The organism is Novosphingobium sp. BL-52-GroH, assembly GCF_044813085.1.
Taxonomy (GTDB): domain Bacteria; phylum Pseudomonadota; class Alphaproteobacteria; order Sphingomonadales; family Sphingomonadaceae; genus Novosphingobium.
In genome coordinates this window covers 134,084-151,353 of sequence record NZ_CP171151.1, presented here as the reverse complement: position 1 = coordinate 151,353, position 17,270 = coordinate 134,084, and the positions used below count along the sequence as shown (strand labels likewise).

Sequence of the window (17,270 nt, the reverse complement as noted above, 5' to 3'; positions counted from 1 at the left end):
GCCTGCTCGGTTTCCATGCGAGCGGGTCCGATCGATCTTGTCTACCTGCTCCGTCTCGCAGAAATACAGCCACCTTACGGACATAATCGATGGCGCGACCGGCGGCATTGGGATCGCCTGAAAGGCAGGACGCCGCTCGGCAGTAGATACAGGAAAAGCGCCCCCACTTCCCCATGATGCATCAACCAAATTCTTCCTTGCGGTTCATCGCGATAACTTTAGGATTCGAACGATCATGTCTGATCGCTCCAAGGTCCTGCTCCAATACCTTCTGCCCAAAAAAGGGTTGACCGCGCTTGCCGGCAGGGTCGCCCGGGCGAAACGCGGCGCGATGACGGCTCGGCTCATCCGATGGTTTGCACGCAAGTACGAGGTCGATATGACCGGCGCGGTACAAACCAATTTTGATCACTACGAGAGCTTCAACGACTTTTTTACCCGGGCGCTTAAGCCCGACGCTCGTCCGTTGGCGAACACGGATTTTGTCAATCCGGTGGACGGCGCTATCAGCCAGTTCGGCGCCATCGATGACCATCGTATCCTGCAGGCCAAGGGCGACTACTTTAGCATCACCGACCTCCTCGCCGGCGACACCAGCCTGTCGAGCCAGTTCCAGCATGGCAGCTTCGCGAACGTTTATTTGTCCCCGAAGGACTATCATCGCGTGCACATGCCCTGCGCCGGCATACTCACACGGATGATCCATGTGCCGGGAAGACTGTTTTCTGTGAATCCCGTCACTGCGCGCGGAGTGCCGAACCTCTTCGCCCGAAACGAGCGGGTGGTCTGCGTATTCTCCTCGCCATGCCACGGGGCGTTCGTGATGGTGCTGGTCGGCGCCACGATTGTCGGGAGCATGGCCACAGTGTGGCACGGCCTGGTCAAGCCAAAAGCAGCCGGGAGAATCACCGAATGGACCTACTCCGATGGTGGCATCTCACTGGAAAAGGGCGCGGAGATGGGCCGATTCCTCCTTGGTTCGACTGTGGTGACGCTGTTCCAGCGGGACACTATCGCATTTCACAGTCAGTGGGCACCCGGTCGCCCCATTCGCCTTGGCGAACCGATGGGCGAGCGCCGAACTTTAGCGCAGACCGACGTTCTTGGCTAAGCGCTAGGAAGAGGGCGTCTTCGAACTTTCGGCGTCAGGTCGATGGTGTCGTTTGCAGCGATTTCGTAGGTACCCTATTGCGCACTGGCGGGCGCGGAGATCGGCAGGCCAAGCGCCGCGATCGGTAGCAGGGGGGCAGCGAGGTCATCGAAGAATCCTTATCCGAGTGATGGAAAAGGCATTTGGGTCTGGTGCAGATGCGCGAATTCTCGCTGGTTGCCGACACCTGATGCGCGCCTTGGTAAGGCTGCGCAAGGATTCGCTCTACCCACAAAACTTGCAAGAAATTCCTGGTTAACCACCGCCATAGCACGATCCCAGTCGGCGCAGGAGACCTCGACGTCATCGAAGTCCTGCCAGCGCTCAACTCCTTGCTCCATCAGGTCGCGGCCGAGCGCGCTCATGCGCGCACACATCCACCGCGAGACCCGTTAACGCTGGTGTGCCTGACGTTTCGGTATTGCCACCGGCAGCCAAAGGCTCACCGTGGTGCCTTGGCCCGCCCGACACGCGGGGCCGAGATCCCATGACTGCTCGAGGCGCTGTGCGCGAGCAGCGAATTGCTTTAAGGGCGTCACATGTCGGTTCGTCAGGAGGTTACTGTGCCATTGGTTTCAGATCTAAGCCAAAGCCACTTGGCTCCCCTCGATGATTTTTTTGAGAATGGCGCTATAGGCCTGCATATCGTTGGTCCAGACGGCGCGATTTTGCGCGCGAATAAGGCCGAACTGGCGTTGCTCGGCTACACGGCGGAAGAGTATGTTGGCCGCCATATCGGGGATTTCCACGCCGACCCGGACACGATAGCCGATATTCTCGCGCGCCTGGGCCGCGGGGAGGTGCTAGACAAGTATCCTGCCCGGCTGAAGACCAAATCCGGCGATATCAAGCACGTTCTTATCTCATCGAGTGTGTTTTTTGATGAGGCCGGACATTTTCGCAACACACGGTGCTTCACGGTCGATGTGACCGAGCGGATACAGGCAGAAGAAGAGAAGCAACTTCTCATGGACGAGCTGTCTCACAGAGTTAAGAACACCTTTGCGGCGGTTCAGGCTATAGCGGCTCAAACGTTGCGAAGCGCGGGTGCTGACCTGGAAACGTTTCAGAATCGGCTGATGGCTTTAAGCCGGGCCCACGATATGCTTCTGCAGAAGGATTGGACCGGCGCGACAATGCGTCCGTTGGTTGAAAAGGTGCTTCGGATCGAAGCGGAAGGGCAGCGGTTCGAGATCGATGGCCCAGATGTCTCGATAGGTCCCAAGGCCGCCCTGTCGCTATCGCTGCTGCTGCATGAGATGGCGACCAACGCGGTCAAGTACGGAGCATTGTCGGCCGATAATGGCCGAGTTGAGGTTAGCTGGAGACTTAGTGATGAGCTATTTGAAGTCGATTGGCGAGAAGTGGGCGGTCCGCCTGCCTGTGAGCCCCATGAAAAGGGTTTCGGATCACGCCTTATTGGGCTGGGGATAAATGGGAACCGTATGAACGAACTTGTTTACGGTCCAGACGGACTTCGCGCCCGGTTTATAGCGCCGCTTTCGTCTTTGGATCAAACGTAACATTTTTTCTTTTAATTAAGCAGCCTCACGTTCGTCTACTATAGGATCGGCGCGGCAGGGCTTCTCGGCGCATCATATCGATGCGGGTTCTAGTGATTCCGAAGTCGACAGCGATTTCAGCACCACCGGTTTGCGGGACGCCGATTTCGTAACTGAGGCGGATCAACCGCTCCAGACGCGGGGATAAGGTACGCAGTAAGGTGGCCACGAGCTGGCGCCGTTCGAGATCCTGGTGCGGGGAGGGGCCAGCCTCAAAGGTCGACTATGCACTGATCGAACGTCTTTACGCAGTCGGTGAGGGAGCGGCGCAGGATGAGCGCATATTCGATCATAGTATCGCGGGGGGCGAGTGGTGTGGGGGTTACATCCTCGCGCATGGAATCCTCCTGTAACAGCCATTGAGGCGGGGAGAGCGGGGCGGCGCGGCGATCTGCGGGCCGCTGCCGGTCAAGGAGATCTCGAGTGACCCGCAGAACTGCCGGGTCGATCATCGCCGTGCGCTTGCAGAGCGAGGCGCCTGTCATTTCGGTAGGTGGCCTCATGGTCGAGCAGCAGTGCTAGCCATTCTGCATGACTGAGACAGGCTGCGTCATCGTTGCTTTCCATCTCGGCGAAGGCCTTGGCCATGCCGGCGAGGCCGAGTTGGCCCAGAAGGTCCAGAGTGGGATGCTTCAGCATTCTTGCTCCTTCAGTTGTAGTAGCTCGAGCCGCGGATGTTGGAATGGATGATCGGCTCTTGCTCGGGGGATTCGGGAACGGGCACCTGGTCGAGGCCCTTCTCGAGGATCGATTTAACCGACGGGTAATTGCGCGCCTGGATTTCCAGCGCGCGCAGCGCCGCGGCTTCGAGCCGCTGGGCCCCGAAGCGTTTCTCGAGCCCGATAATGCCCAGACAGGACCGGTAGCCCTGTTCGGGATGGGGCTTTGCCTCGATGACCTTCTCGACCAGCAAGGATAGCATCGGCCCGATCCGGCTTGCCTCCTGCCGGATTTTCGCCAGCGTCCATTCGCCGTAGCGCCGGTGGCTGGATGGCATGTGCTCGGGGACGGTGGTGTGCCGGCCATTGCCGCTGCTGCGCAGGTGCACGGCAATGCGCTCGCCTCCCAGGAAGATCTCGACGGTACTGGCAGTGAACCGGGCTTCGACCTCGCGGCGCGCGAAGCGGTGCGGAACGGAGTAATGATGTCGCTCGATCGCGATATGGTAATCGAGCCCGACGCGGCAGCGACGCCATTCGGCATGAACCCACGGCTCTGTCGGCAGCGGCTTGAGGTTTGGAACATCCCTTCGTTGAACAACTGGCGGCGCGTCTTGCCAAACTGGCGCAGCACGCGCCGGTCATTGAGATCAGCAAGGCACTCGGCAATCGCTGCATTGACCTCGGCGAGGCTGTAGAAGATTCGGTTACGTAAGCGGCCTAATAGCCAGCGCTCGACGATACCGACGCAGGCTTCGACCTTGGCCTGGTCCCGCGGCTTGCGCGGCCGCGTCGGCAGGCTCGCCGTACCGTAATGCCGCGCCATGTCGGTGTAGCTGCGGTTCACCTGAGGATCGAAGTGACAGGCCTTGACCACCCCCACCTTGGCGTTGTCGGGCACCAGCAACTGGGGAACGCCGCGGAAGAAGGCGAAGGCGGCGTTGTTGCCCGCGATCCAATCGGGAAACTGCTCGGTCCATGTCGCCAGCGCAAACGACAGGCTCGATCCGCCCATTACGGCAACGAAGATGTGGGCACCGCGGACTTCCCCGGTCCGCCGGTTCACCACGACCGGCACCGTGTCGCCAGCATAGTCGAGGAATAGCTTTTCGCCCCCGGCATGGCTCTGGCGCATGACCAGCGGTAGACGGCCTTCCCAGCGTCGGAACAGATCGCAGAACCGGCTATAGCGATATCCATCCGGATGCTCGGTACGGTACTCCTCCCAGAGCACCTGCAGCGTCACGTGTTTGCGCTTCAGTTCGCGCGCTACCGCAGGCCAGTCCGGCTCCGGAAGCTTGCGCCGTCCAGGTTTGACGCCCGAGGCGCCATACAAGCGGCCCTCCAGAACTATGTCGCTGATCTCGGACGGCACCGGCCAAGCCAATCCCGAGCGATCGATCATGTCACGCACTGTAGAATGAGCTAGGCCAGTCAGCCGGGCAATCTCGCGCATCGGGACACAAGCTTCCCGATGCATTCTCATCACTTCGCGCACATGGCGCATCTTCGGCCTCCTCGTCGGCATCTCCATCCTTCCGGCTGCTGTGCCGATAGGATGGACCCAACGATCGGGCTTCTCACTCCCTCCCGGGTGGCCGGCAATTGCTCGGAATGGTGGCCGGGATCATCCCGGAATCCGCAACTCGGATGCCTCGCGCAAAATAGGTGGCTTGCCCAGCTTCGATCTGTTGGCACGAAAGGCTGCGCCCCTGCGCGTAGACCATTGCAAGCGTGCGCCCGTAAGGATCTGTGCCCACGCGCTCGATAGACAGAGGCCCGGTCATTATCCTTTGCAGCGAAGCCTTGCTCGCGGCGGCCCGTTGCCGATCGCAGACCGCACCGGGTTTGGGAACCGGCCGGCACCTGCTGTTGCCGGGACCGTCGGGGGCGTCCACGCCAAGCAAGCGGATGCGCTCGCCATTGCATCTGATTGTGTCGCCATCGGTCACGGTGCAGCCTGCCAGCGCAGCGGCGGTAATAATTATCAGAGACATAATATGAACCTTTCCAAACAATAATTGGCGCAACAACAATCGCAGTTGATATAGATGATGCTCGACCACATGCGGTTATCGATCCCTGTGGCGGCCGCCTTGCATAGTGTAGGGAATGGACGACATCATGAGCGATGCTACGGCTTGGCGCACATCTTTGACCCGTTGCACGGAGCGTCCAATTCTTATTGTTCGATAGCCGGCATGATCGGTCATGGCGTCTCGTGCACGATCTCGTGCTGCGATGTGGCTGTAATCATCGACTTCGATCAGAGCGAGGATTGCACCTGAGGCGCGGTCCTGGGCGACAAAATCAACGATCTTCTGCGAAAACGCGTTGCGGTCTGAATGCCGGGGTTTCCGCAGTGGGCTGGTGGGCGCGCGCAAAAGGGCGCCCATCGCCACCTGGGCATGAATACGGCAGTGGGGGAGGGCTCGCTCGAGCGCGACAAGCATGGCCGCTTCACGCCTGGTCAAAAAATCCTTCGCGACCGGCTTTGGCGGCTTGTTCGTCCCGTAGAGTGCCTTCAGAAGGATCGCGGCTATGCCAAGCAGGATGAGGAGGGCGGTTTGCTTTTCCATGGCTCAGAGGTCCAATCCAAGGTTCTTTTCGGGCAGGCCCGGGATCTGGTCAGGGTCACGGCCGGGCATCGGGGGGATGCCGGTGAGGTCATCAACTGTGGTATCGACAATGCCGAGGCCGTCGCCCTCCAGGTGATCGAGCAGCGCTTGCCTCAGGGGATCGACGTCTTCCCTGTCCTGCGTGGGGGCAGGGGGCTCACTCGTCCCGGGATCGTAGATCTGATCGGTGTCGGCATCGAAGGTGGAGTAGTCGGTGTCCGACGGTCCCATTGGAGGCAGTTCATCTAGATCCAATGAATCGGGACCGGACATGCCGATCTGGCTCGTCTCGGCTTCGTTGCGTCCTGTGGCCGCGCTTTCGTTTCCTGTGACAGCGCCAGTACTGCCGTCCGGGGCATCGCCAGGAGGCATTGGGGGTATGTCGTTCAAATCCGCCTTGGCATCGCTGCTAGGTCTGCTCGGCAAAGCGCCCCCGGCCATCTCGTTATCGAGTGCATCGAACGCGGCGGTAAGTGCTGCGTCTGCCGCCTCTTGCTTGGCGTCAGCTCCATCAATATCCAGCTTTCCGGTGCTTTCGAGCGCGGAGGTCTTGTCTCCGGGATTTGAATCAAGGCGCCATTCCAGCTTCTGACGATCGTCAACGATCATGGTCAGGGCATCTCGCACGCGGGTTATAAGGACGTTGAAAAGGCGCTGGTTGGACAGGTTGTGCTCGTAGGAGAGCATCACCCCGATCCCCTTGTCTGCAGTGACACCCTGCGCCATGTGCATATTGAGGGCATAGGCGAGGTCGATGCGGCTCAGCATGGGATCGCCACGCTCAAGCGTGACCTGCTCCTTGTTCGCCGTCTCGAAGGTGACGCCGCCATCCGCGATCGAGACGATTTTGGCGAGCGCGGAATTGTCGAGGCCACGGTCCTTGTCAGTCGCGGTCCAGCGGATTGTATCGCCTTCGTGGATCTTCAAGGTCTGAAGTGTGGTCAGTTCGAGGCGGTCGCGCCGTATTGCGGGATCAATGCGCTGAGGATCGAAGCGAATGTTGCACCCGTTAGGACCGGTGATCTGGACCTTGCCGTTGTCGAAGATGCGGCTGATCTGGTACTGGCCGCGGCCGAGACCAACCTCCCGGACCTGGCCGGTAACGGTGAGCGTCTGGCCGACGGTATAGTGATGGGCATAGCGCAGCTGCTCACGCTCCTTGCTGACCCGGTCGTGGACCGTGACATAGAGCCCGTCGCCCTTGAGCGTGCCCTCGCGCAGAAGCCCTTCCTGGATCGCGGTGTTGATCTCTGCGCGCGTCTCGCGGCCCGAGGCGAATACTGCGGTGGCGGTGCGGTCCTCTGCGGAAAGCGCCAGCCATGTATCGGCAGCCTCGGCCGCCGGTTCAGAATGCTCTGTGACATTGTCGCCAAGAACCTTCAGGGCAGCGCCGGCCCTGCCGGTGTTGGCGAGGGCGGCGACGGTGAGAAGCTGCTTGTTTTCCGGGTTGATGCGCACGTTCTGTTCCATGCGCTCCATGGTGATACCGCCCGCCTGCACCATGGCGAAGGACTTACCCCAATCGATCGAGGAGAGCTGTTGGCGGTCGCCAACGAAGGCCATCGTTTCGATGCCCAGTGCCTCGGAGATGCGCATCAACTTGAGCATATCCTCGCTCGACACCATTGAGGTTTCATCGACGACGACGATCGTGCCAGCCAGTTCATCGCGCCGTGCCTGGGCTCCCGGGCTGCTCGGATCGCTGAGATATTTCTCGTTCTGCCAAACGAAGGACGCGATCGTCTGCGCTGATACCCCGGCCTTTTCCATGTCTTCGGCCGAAAGGTGCTTGGGCACCATGCCTTCGCGCATGTCCCCGACCATCTTGTTCTGGAAGGCGAGGCCGAGAACTTGCTTACCTTCGTCGCGGGCAACGGCGGCGACAGTCTGGAGCATGGTGGATTTACCGGCGCCGGCGACACCCTGGACGACGACGTAACGATCGTCGCTCGAAACGATCATGGTTGCGGCCGCGAGCTGGCCCGAGTTCAGTTCTCGCGGTGAAGCGGCCTCCTGAAGCCGGGATGGCGCGCTGGCGGCGTCGACGATCGAGGTTCCCTTGCCCTTTCCGGCGTCAACGTGATCGAGAATTGATTGCTCGACCTTCAGCGCTTCAGGGGTAGTGACAGCCTCGACCAAACGGCCCTTGTGCCGGATCTCGCCGGATACGAGGTCGCCGTTCTTGATCAGGCGATCGATGCGCGCTTCGACATTATCGATCGTGACACCCTTCAGCCCGAGATCGAGGGCGGTCTTTGAAACCTGGTGGACCTGGAAGGCGGCTTCACGCTGGCTGAGGATGCGCACTGCCGATGCGACAGCGAGTTGGGCGCGGGCATCCCCCGGCGATTGGGCAAGGCGCGCAATACCGGCATCCACCAGTGGCTCGGGGGACCGCAGGAGGCCGGATACAAACTCGCGGGCCGTATTAACGACCTCGAGCATGGCCTTATAGCCGCGCACGGCAAGGTTATCCGGTTGCTCGCGCGACGCTCGGAGGGCCGACTCCAGAATCTCCTTGCCGTTGAATCCCTGACTTTCGGCCTTCTCGATCCATTCCTTGACGAGGTCTTGGTTGTTCTGGCCCGCGACCTTTGGGTCGCGTGAACGTGCGGTCACTTCGCGCATGCCCTGGGTGCTTTTGATGCCGAGGCTTTTGGAAAGGGCAACAATCTCTTCGCGGCGCTGGCTGAAGGCTTCGATGACCGCCTTGGGCACACCGACGATCTCGAAAGTGCCGTGCTTGCCCTCAAGCTGCACCTTGTAGCCGAGCTGTTCCATCTCGTTCCGGAGGAAGGAATGGTAGATCGTGCCGATCACCGAATTGCTCTGCCAGATCCGGTCGTTGTGCAGGGCCTGCCAGGTGCCGTCCGCCATACGGGTCATATTGGCGACTACGGCATGGATGTGCGCCTGCGGATCTCGTGCGCGGCTCGTGTCATGCTGGAAGAGTGCGTAGACGAGGTTCCCTGTCTGAACGGGCACTTTCTTGCCGTCGATGTCCTTGCGGGTTTCGGCGAGGTTTTTCTCCACCCAGGCCATGGTATTCTGGACCGCCTTGAGGTGCGCGCCCTCGGGTCCGAGGATGCGCTTGTCGCCGGCGATATAGGCCATAAGCGAAACCGACTTTGGCGCAGAAAAGGTCATGTCGACGCCAGGGCGACGGCCTTCGAACTGACGCAGCTGCTGACCGTTCGGCGTTTCACCGTTCAGAACTTTTTCGAAGGCTTCACGGGTGACAGGTGTGCCAGCGGCGATAGGGCTGTCCTTTATCCCTTCGCCGCCCCACTGGCTAACTTCGCCGGCCTGTTCGGTGGTGTAGTATTCACCGCTGACGAGATCGTCGTTAGTGAAGTATTTTGCGGCGCCGCCGGCGGAGCGGACAGAGGCGATGGAATGCATGGTCAGTCACCCATGCCAAGGCCGTCGTCATGACCATGATCATGATGGTGATCGATGCCATCCCCGGTCCCGAAATCATCACGCGCCTCCCGCACGCCAAGATCTTCCTCGTGGGGCAGGGGGGCGTGATTTCTGATTTCCGATTCCCGCGACTGTGTGGAGGCGTTGTCCTGGCCTGCGTCGAGGTCGCGCGCATCACGATCACGCTCGTCACGCCGATCGCTATCGTCTTTGCCATCGGCGGGGGTCTGGACGCCCAGATCCATGCGCTGAGCAGCCTCGTTCTCAACTGCCTCGCGCTGCTGTTCCTCGGTGGGCTGGGAGAGAATATCGGCGGCAAGCGCGATCGGCGTCAACCCCATTTCCATGTCCTCTGGCGCGGGGGTCAGGCTCTCACCACGCCCACCGTCATCTCCACCCTTCGGCTTTCCCCCACCTCCGCGAACCTTGCCGTCCGGATCGTCCGGCTTTGACGGTGGTCGGCGCATGAAGCCCTCGGCAACCTTGGCATAGTACTGCCACTCCAGCTGGATGCGCGCTGCCGGAAATCCGTCCGGGAATTTCACGAAGCCGTGCATCGAGGGCAGGTTCATGATGTCGTCGGGAATGACGAGCGGTTCGATCTGCTTGCGCGGCGTCAGCGTCGATGCGTCTCGGGTGGAATTGTAGCCGTAGGAATAGCCCTCATCCATTTGCCGGATTTCGCGATTGCCGATGTAGCGGGCGCACTGCTCGGCGGTGTCCAAATCAGCGGCGGCCAGCATCAGCTTTGTGCGCGCAAGCGAGGAGAGGTTGCGGGCGTTTTCTTCCCCGTAGACCTGCACCAGCTTGTCGAAGGAGTGGAGGCCAAGGATCATGGCTCCGCCAAAGTTACGAGCGGTCTGGAGGCCGTTCTCGATGGCGGGCAGGCGGTGGAGCGCGCCCAGCTCGTCGAACATGAACCAGGTGCGCAAAGAACGTGTGTGCGGCATGGTCATGAGCGAGTGAATGGCAAGGTTCGACCACAGGGTCAGGAGGGCCTTGTTCATCTCGAGGTCGGTGTAGGTGCAGGTGATGAAGAGGATCGATCCGGGCTCCTTCTCGCCGGTGATCCACTTCTTGATCGAGTATGGCTCGCCCTCGTCAGGAAGGAATCGCAGCGCCTGCGCATTGGTGTTGAAAACGGCGCGGATCGATTCCGCCATGCGGGCGGCTTCCGGGGCAGTGAGTGGATCGGCGATCGTCTTCTGAAGATGACGGTGGACCTGCTTGAGATCGGCCGTCATCAGGTTGTCGGCGAGCGCCTGATTGGAGGTCTGGCCCTTCTCGATGAGCTTCATGCACATCTCGATGAAGAGGGTGCGTGCGGCGAGGGCCCAGAACGGTTCCGACGATCCGCCGTCGGAAGGGATCAGAGCTGCAGCCGCGGCGGTAAACTCGCTGTATGTCGAGCAGTCATTGAAGATCGACCATGACGGGCAGCGCACGTCCATGGGATTGAGGATGGTGTCGCGTTCAGGGTCGTAGAATGCCTCCACGTAAGCACCGGTTAGATCGAAGACGACGGCGGTATCCTGACGTTCGCGCATCTGAGCCAGGTGTCGCCGAAGGACCGTGGTTTTGCCGGTGCCGGTAGTGCCCAGGAGCATGGTGTGGGATTGCTCGAGGCGGTGTGGGTAGGGGATGCCCGCAAGATAGTAGGGATGGTGGATGCCAGCAGCCTTACGGGCATCGAGCGGCATCTTGAGAACAGCTTTGGGCTTCTTGCCGGGGAAGAGGTCTTTGGCCTCCTCAACGAACTTCATCTGGTTGTGCTGGCTGATCTCCCTGTAGAGCAAATCCCGATCGACGAGCATGGCTCCGCGCTCATGACGTTCTTCCATGATCGAGCCGCCTCGCCGCCGCGAGAAATCGACATACCAGATCGAAGCCGGGATGGTCGCAAACGAGGCGATCAGGATCGAACCGATCACGCCGCGTACTGCCTTGTGCCAGGCGAGGGCGACCTCGGGAACATAGGGCACGTACCCCATGTAGGTATGGCGGACGGTATGGTCTGGCAGCTGCAGGTTGGCCTGCTTCATAGGATCGAGGGCACACCAGTCCCAGAGCCATGACAGGATGCGCATGCAGATGAGCTGGAAATTGTTCTCGTCGAGGGTGAACGAAAGCATCGTGAAGTACGAGAGGGCGAAGATGCCCAACCACATGAGGAAGGGCATCTTCGCGCCCTGCAGCCACATGATGACCTGGGTGTTGAGCAACTGGCTCCCGCGCACGAAATTGCCGTTGTTGCGAGGCGTGTCGCCGCGCGCGGAATGGTGCCTGAGAGGGACAGGCCGACCGTCGTTGCGGATATCAGCGCGAGCCATGATACCGCTCCATACGCCGGGTCGTTTCGTCGAGGACAAGCTGGCGATGATCGGGATGTTCTTCGCGTAGAATCGTATCGACGGCAGCCTGAGTGTACTCACAGACTCGCGCTAGCCGAAGGTGGCTCGCATTCTCGATTTTGCCGCCATTTAAGTGCTGCTTAATTATGGATCTCAATAGATCAGCGAACGATCTATTTTCGCCAGCTGCGATCGCATCGAGCCGGTCCATATCCGTCTTTTCGAACCTGACGGTCCGCTGGATAATCTTCATATTCATACCATCCTCTCAAATGAGGGGATGGTGGGCTTTTGCGGAAAGCGCCGATTACATACTCGCAGGTTCGTCGAATGGCAAGTCTATTCACGGCTATCTGGCCTCAATGATCCCATTTGATTCCACATAACCCATTGTTATTTCAGCCTATATGAGATGGGATCAAATGAGATCGAAATTAGGATCAAATGGGATCACGTTAAAATAGTCCATAACTGTTTGATTCATCAATATAATCCCGCACATCTCGTGCGTTCGGTGTGCCTATTGAGCTGTCGTATCGTCCGTGTAGCCTCGTTGTGTTTGGATTCTCGTCTGGTCCGGGCTTGCCTCCGGTTTCCGGGGGGCAAAGGTCCGCCGTGAGGCGGAAGCGACCGAAGGGGAAGGGCGCTTTGCGCGGGTCGAATGGGGTCGCAAGTGCATGGATCATCCGTGAGTGAAGGGTGCGACTTCGCAGTCGTATCGTAGGGGAGTACGACACGGGTTTTCCGGTGCGCCAGGTCCGGTTATGGTGGCGCTGTTCAGAGCCGATCAGCCTGACCAGAAGGTAATGAAAATGGCGAAGTCACTGGACGCAGAAATGGCCGCGATCGAGGCCGAGGAACGTAAGCTGTCGGAGCGTCGCAAGGCGCATCAACAGAAGGTGCGGGAGGCGGCGATCGGGACGGTCGAGAAGGCGGGGCTGTTCAAGCTCCCGCATGATCGACTGGAGCGGATCATGAAGGCGGTGAAGACGCTGGGCGTGGACGAGGTGGAGAAGCGGCTTCAGGCGTCAGCCTGAGCCGTTTCGGCATCGAACAAACGACCGATGGCCGCGCGGATGGGCTCGCCCATTCGTGCGGCCATTCTTTTAAGCGGCGCGCACCGGCGATGCGTCGCCCTGGCCGTTAGGCCAAGGCGAGCGAGCCGGGGGCAGACGCGGCAGCGATCGGGACAGCATCAGACAAAAAAAGGGAAGCGCGGCCCTGTGGATCGTCTCGCGATCGTCGATCGTCATGGAGGTCCAGTCGATCATTTCGATGAAGTCGTCGCGGCGGTCATGGATGCGACAGGCGCGGTGCATTTCGGCTTCGAGCGAGGCGATGCGACGCTCGATTCGGATCTCCTTATCCGACTTGGCGATGAACTCGATCTTGTCTTCGGGGAGGGTAACTGACGTGCTCATAACGCTCACTCCTTGGTCAAAACGACAGTTACGGTCGGACCTTCGGGGCGCGGTCGGGCCAGGGACGCGAAAGGCGAGCCTTTCGCGCCGCGAAGCGGCGGTGGGGGTCACGATTTTCTTTGGCGGCCGCTGCGCTGTAATTGGCGGGACGAGGTCGAGCCGCCGAAGAAAATGGTGGGGCCCCGCCGTCCTTGACGCGGCCGCGAGCCGGAGGTCACAATGGGAAGACTGTGTGGTGGCTTTACCTTTCGGCGTGGCGCGGGCGGCGATGCGTAGCCCTGGCCGTCAGGCCAAGGCGAGCGAGGCGGGACCGCGCGACGGGTGAGGGGCTTTGCCGGGTGCTATGATCAGACCATGTGAAGGGCGCAGTTGGGCGAGGTAATCGCGGCCATTCTGTCAAGCGCCGGCAGGTATCGGGCAAGGCCGGGCTCGGCATCGAGCCGGCTTGTCATGACGGGATCGGCAAGGCTTCTGCGCAGCTGCTCGATGCTGATGGTGCCGCAGCTTTCGACGTCGAGGCCGAGCATGGCGAGGATCGCGTAGGCGTTCGAGTTTGAGACGTTCATTTCGAGTGCGGCTTCGGCGCTCGTCGAAAGCGTCGCAACGATGTCGGGTTCGTTATCGCGGCGGGCGATGCGGAGGCGACGGCCAAGGTATTGGGCCGTCTCGATCAGGGCGATCGCGTCGACGTCGAAGGTGAAGTGACGGGCGATCATGGCGATCGGCATCATGGCGGTGCGGGCCTCCCATGCGAAGACCTGCTCGTCGAGCGAGCCATAGTCGTGGATGATGAGATCGTGGCCATAGCGCTCGCCGTATTCGGTGAGGGTTTCGCGCAGCGCACCCATCTGCAGGGGGGCGATCATAACGGGGCGCAGGTTGTCGGGTTCGGCGTCATCCTTGATGCGGAACGTGATCATCGGGAACCTCCTTCGTTAAACTCGCCTCGTCTCTCCCTCTCTCCTCCAGCGCCGATCCGGTGACGGATCGGGGGCGTCGAAGGCGCCATGGGAGACAGAGCGAAATGCCACCCGAAGGGGGGAGGGCAGGGAGGTCCCGATAGCCCTGATCGGGAGCCGCTTCGCTGGCAGACCGCCGCGGATCTGTGTCCATGGTTGCGGCAGCAGCGCGCGCCCTCGATTTCTCGGGGCCAGGTCGAGCGGCCCGGGGCCGATCGTCTGGCCTGCGGCAGCTCCTTACCGGAGGGGGGAAGGCCGCCGCGCGCGGCGTCGCCAGCGAGCCCCGGCGGGGGCGATGTTGGCGGCGGCGCGCGCGGCGGCCTGGCGTGGGGGGAACCGTAGGGTTTCCCCCACCTAGCGCGACGTGGACGACAAAGAGCCAGCGCCGGGGACGTGCCCCGATGCTGGCCCAATGCTCCTGCCAAGGAAAGGGTAGGGGCGGCGCTGGTCCGCCCCTGTTATCTCATCCCCAATTCTGCCGCTTGGCGTCGGCGGGCATAGGTGCCTGTGCGTCATAGCGGAAGGCGTGGGTGGGAACGCCTGCGTCCTTCAGTTCGTCCAGCAAGTGCGACTGAATGCCGGTGCCTTGGCAAATGATCGCTTCGACGGGCCGGATGCTGACAAGCTGGTCATTGCGCTTGAAACCGGCGCTCTTTCCGAAGCGCTGCGCGTTCGGGGCAAAGGTGACAATCGGCACGCCAGCTTGCGCGGCCCAAGCTGCGGCGATGGCGTCGCATCCCTTGCGCTGGCCGGTGGTGCAAAGGGTCATGCTCGGGATGCGGGCCTTGATCTGGTCGAGGCGGGCGTAAAGCTGTTGATAGTCGTGCCATTCCTGACCGCCGGAAAAGACGACAAGCGGGCCGGTGGGGTTGCGCTTTTCGCGCATGGCGGTTGCGCGGGCTTTCAGGAAATCGGCGGATGCGATCTGGCTTGCGGTGGTGACGCTGGAAACCCTCGATCCGCGCGCGGTGCTCCATGGGCGGCCGGTCTGCGAACGGTAGCAGTTGGCGGCATAGTCTCGCATGCATTCGACGGCTGCGCGCTGCTCCATCTTGGTACGGGCGCGAAGCTGCAAATCCTCCATCTCGGTTGCATAGATTTCGCTGCGGTCGTCCTGCTCGATCCGGTCTTTAAGGTCACGGCAAAGCGTGTCCTCTTCGCGGGCCAGCTTCTCCGCTTCGTAGTGAAACGAATTGACGATGCCCCATGCGATGGCCTGCGCGCTCGGCTCAATGCGGGTGTCGCGGAAAAGGTCGAAGATGGTGTTGATGATGGCATGGCATTCTGCCTGCGCCTCGGCGGGCTCGGGCATGTCCAGTTCCTGCCGCTCGCCCCCCATGTCGAGGATGGAAAGCGCCGTCACGTCGCCGAATGCCTCGGTGAAGCTGTCGAGCACGGAACCTTGCGCGATCATGTCGGCAATCTCTGCCTCACGGGCCAGCGCTGCCAGCTCGTCGGGCGTGGCTGCGGTTCCGGCTTCATCCTCGCCGCGCATGGTGTCGGCAATCGCCTTGTCGAGATACTGCTTGCGCAGTTCGGCGGGCGTGGTGCCGATGGCCTTTGCGAGGTCGGCAAAGCTGCTATAGCTGCGACTGTTCGTTTCCTTGGTCATGATAACTCATCCTTGGCAGGGGATAGCGAATAGGGTCGGGAGAGGGGGGCAACCCTCTCCCTTCCCGTCGGGGGGATCAGAACTCGGGGACGAAATCCTCGTCGGTCTGCGCGATCCGGCCATCTTCGGTGGCGTTGCCTTCACCGAAACTGTCGTCACGCTGGCGGCGGCGGGTTTGGCGAGTGCCGTCCATGTTCTGGCGCATGGGGGCCGGACGGTTCCAGACAACGCGATAGCCGTCCTCGTCGTCACCAAAGACCATGATTGCCATCTTCTCGGGCAGGCTGGGATCGTCGAGGCTGCCCTGATAGAAAACCTCGCCGGTCGAATTGCTGGTGGCTTCCCAAAGCGCGCCGACCTGCACCCACTTGCGAGCGACGTTCAACGCCATGATCTCGAACGCGGGGGCCTTCTCGTTCGTGCTTTCAACGGGGCGAAGGCCAAGGCGGGCAAGGTCGACGGTGAGGGTTGCGATCGAACCAATGAGCTGGCCGTTCTTGAGGGCGAAAGAACCGATGTTCATGAGCATTACTCCTATAGTGCGGGGCTTATCCCCTAGTCTTTGGTCCGAGGCCTCTCCCCTTCCCTTCCGACACACTAATCTTACTCGCTAAACTCAAAATACTGAAATGCATTGATTTCTTGACAGCTATTTACCGTACATGGTGAACCTGAGCCTAAATAGTTGGAGCGGTAGCGACATTACGAAGAAACGTCGGCCCGTCAGGGTCGTCTTTACTGACCAACAGAGCACACGGGGGCGGGTTGTCATTCACCGCACACGGAGCCACCTTCGCCTGGGTCCCAAGTGGCACGCCGGGGATCGCTCGATCAAAAGACGTCACGCTGCGGCCTAGTGGAGTTTGCCGATCCGCGCTGGCTGTCTGCGACAAGCAGACAAAAGCCAGCCAGCGCGGATCGGCTAGCGCAGCTTGGTCGGAGGCAGCTTTTGATTGAGCAACCCGGTGTGCGACGCCGGGACACTGGCGGGGGTGGCGCAGTGTGTGGTGAATGACCTGGCGCGAGGTTGGTGCTGGGGATCGGCGTCCTCGCCGGTCCCCAGCATGGACAAGAGAACCGGCCCCGAAGGGGACGACAACAGCCGAAGGCTACCGGCGCTGCGCGTGGCCAGGGGCGCCGTGGGAGGCTGGAGGAGAGGGAAGGGCGCCCGCGCGACGCAGGACCTCTCAGGCCCGTTGATGGCCCGCTGAGAGGAGGGCAGGGCGCCCGGGCAAGGGATCGTTGCCCGTCAGGGTGGAGACCCGCAGGGGCTCCATGAGCCGAAGGCGAGCAGAGCCCGGTCTCGCCGCAGGCGAGATGACCCCGAACTGCGGTCTAACCTATTGGCGACACGGTTGAAGGTGGTGTATGTTGCACTGCGGTACGTCGGCGCCGATGCCTACGGCGCGGGGCATGTCATCAGCCGAAAGGTGCGTGAACCGATGTTGGTTCAGAAGATCCTGTGCGTTTTCAATCGGCATGAGCCTGACCGCCATAAGGCTGTGTGGGACGGCT

Annotated in this window: 13 protein-coding genes and 1 pseudogene; 3 read left to right on the top strand and 11 right to left on the bottom strand. The window is 61.1% G+C overall.

Annotated features, from left to right (window positions below; translation table 11 throughout):
• The first annotated feature begins 235 nt into the window (after nucleotides 1-235).
• Nucleotides 236-1,111, top strand: coding sequence for an archaetidylserine decarboxylase (asd, locus tag ACFFDA_RS10790; protein WP_404479142.1), 876 nt, complete (start codon nucleotides 236-238; stop codon nucleotides 1,109-1,111).
• Between the two features lie 158 nt (nucleotides 1,112-1,269).
• Here asd and ACFFDA_RS10785 read toward each other — a convergent pair whose 3' ends face one another.
• Nucleotides 1,270-1,515 carry a hypothetical protein gene (locus ACFFDA_RS10785; RefSeq protein ID WP_404479140.1) on the bottom strand — a complete coding sequence of 82 codons (246 nt, stop codon included), beginning with the start codon at nucleotides 1,513-1,515 and terminating at the stop codon, nucleotides 1,270-1,272.
• 174 nt (nucleotides 1,516-1,689) lie between these two features.
• Here ACFFDA_RS10785 and ACFFDA_RS10780 point away from each other — a divergent pair, with 174 nt between their 5' ends.
• Nucleotides 1,690-2,673, top strand: coding sequence for an HWE histidine kinase domain-containing protein (locus tag ACFFDA_RS10780; protein WP_404479138.1), 984 nt, complete (start codon nucleotides 1,690-1,692; stop codon nucleotides 2,671-2,673).
• A gap of 688 nt (nucleotides 2,674-3,361) precedes the next feature.
• Here the strand turns inward: ACFFDA_RS10780 and istA are convergent.
• The 6 genes and pseudogenes from istA to ACFFDA_RS10750 form a co-directional block, all read right to left on the bottom strand.
• A pseudogene (gene istA, locus ACFFDA_RS10775) lies at nucleotides 3,362-4,878 on the bottom strand (IS21 family transposase).
• A gap of 73 nt (nucleotides 4,879-4,951) precedes the next feature.
• On the bottom strand, nucleotides 4,952-5,368 hold the full coding sequence (locus tag ACFFDA_RS10770) for a thermonuclease family protein (RefSeq protein WP_404479236.1): 417 nt from the start codon (nucleotides 5,366-5,368) through the stop codon (nucleotides 4,952-4,954).
• Between the two features lie 75 nt (nucleotides 5,369-5,443).
• Nucleotides 5,444-5,950, bottom strand: coding sequence for a DUF2726 domain-containing protein (locus ACFFDA_RS10765; RefSeq protein WP_404479137.1), 507 nt, complete (start codon nucleotides 5,948-5,950; stop codon nucleotides 5,444-5,446).
• Between the two features lie 3 nt (nucleotides 5,951-5,953).
• Entirely contained in the window at nucleotides 5,954-9,391 is a 3,438-nt protein-coding gene (gene mobF / locus ACFFDA_RS10760) for a MobF family relaxase (protein WP_404479135.1), read from the bottom strand.
• 2 nt (nucleotides 9,392-9,393) lie between these two features.
• Nucleotides 9,394-11,742, bottom strand: a complete 2,349-nt coding sequence (locus ACFFDA_RS10755) for a type IV secretion system DNA-binding domain-containing protein (protein WP_404479134.1) — start codon at nucleotides 11,740-11,742, stop codon at nucleotides 9,394-9,396.
• Entirely contained in the window at nucleotides 11,729-12,022 is a 294-nt protein-coding gene (locus tag ACFFDA_RS10750) for a hypothetical protein (protein WP_404479132.1), read from the bottom strand. The genes ACFFDA_RS10755 and ACFFDA_RS10750 overlap by 14 nt, the downstream gene beginning before the upstream one ends.
• Nucleotides 12,023-12,527: 505 nt before the next feature.
• On the opposite strand from ACFFDA_RS10750, the gene ACFFDA_RS10745 reads away from it, so the two are divergent.
• Complete coding sequence (locus ACFFDA_RS10745; protein WP_008828607.1) at nucleotides 12,528-12,800, top strand: hypothetical protein; 273 nt, start codon at nucleotides 12,528-12,530, stop codon at nucleotides 12,798-12,800.
• A 69-nt stretch (nucleotides 12,801-12,869) separates the two neighbouring features.
• On the opposite strand, the gene ACFFDA_RS10740 is transcribed toward ACFFDA_RS10745, so the two are convergent.
• From ACFFDA_RS10740 to ACFFDA_RS10725, 4 genes are all read right to left on the bottom strand, one after another.
• Complete coding sequence (locus ACFFDA_RS10740; RefSeq protein ID WP_404479130.1) at nucleotides 12,870-13,295, bottom strand: hypothetical protein; 426 nt, start codon at nucleotides 13,293-13,295, stop codon at nucleotides 12,870-12,872.
• Between the two features lie 236 nt (nucleotides 13,296-13,531).
• The gene (locus tag ACFFDA_RS10735) at nucleotides 13,532-14,104 is read right to left on the bottom strand and encodes a hypothetical protein (RefSeq protein ID WP_404479128.1); all 573 of its coding nucleotides are present in this window, start codon (nucleotides 14,102-14,104) and stop codon (nucleotides 13,532-13,534) included.
• A 502-nt stretch (nucleotides 14,105-14,606) separates the two neighbouring features.
• Nucleotides 14,607-15,755 (bottom strand): DUF2493 domain-containing protein, encoded by a 1,149-nt coding sequence (locus tag ACFFDA_RS10730; RefSeq protein ID WP_404479127.1) that lies wholly within the window; start codon nucleotides 15,753-15,755, stop codon nucleotides 14,607-14,609.
• Nucleotides 15,756-15,831: 76 nt separating this feature from the next.
• A complete protein-coding gene (locus ACFFDA_RS10725; RefSeq protein ID WP_404479125.1) occupies nucleotides 15,832-16,278 on the bottom strand; it encodes a DUF736 domain-containing protein in 447 nt (148 codons plus the stop codon).
• Nucleotides 16,279-17,270: the final 992 nt, after the last annotated feature.